The sequence below is a fragment of the Bifidobacterium jacchi genome, assembly GCF_009078285.1.
Lineage (GTDB): Bacteria > Actinomycetota > Actinomycetes > Actinomycetales > Bifidobacteriaceae > Bifidobacterium > Bifidobacterium jacchi.
In genome coordinates this window covers 1-315 of the sequence record NZ_RQSP01000132.1, presented here as the reverse complement: position 1 = coordinate 315, position 315 = coordinate 1, and the positions used below count along the sequence as shown (strand labels likewise).

Here is a 315-nt window from a genome sequence, read left to right as displayed (position 1 = left end):
AGTTCCTCAATCGGTGATTCAGCGGTTCCGTAGCCGTTATTAGAACTATCTCCGTTCCCAGCTCCGGTTTTTGCAAAGGGATCCAATGGATTCGTTGCATCGGAAGAATTGGCCTGTGATGTATCGTGATTAACACTAGCAGTCTTGTTTTGCGAGATCGGACTGCTCCCGCTGCCGATCGGATCCGCATAGGCGGCGGACGTGATTGTGCCCGCCAATGTGGCGAGTGCGAGCGTGCCCGCGAGTACGCCGCGCAGCAAACGCCTCCAACCGCCCGTATCGTCCTTCCAAGGTGTGTTCACCATAGAGGGCTTC

Annotated in this window: 1 protein-coding gene; it reads right to left on the bottom strand. The window is 55.9% G+C overall.

Features of this window, described 5'->3' with window-relative positions:
- Nucleotides 1-260: hypothetical protein (locus EHS19_RS11175; protein ID WP_206666374.1), on the bottom strand; the 260-nt coding region annotated here is incomplete at its 3' end.
- Nucleotides 261-315: the final 55 nt, after the last annotated feature.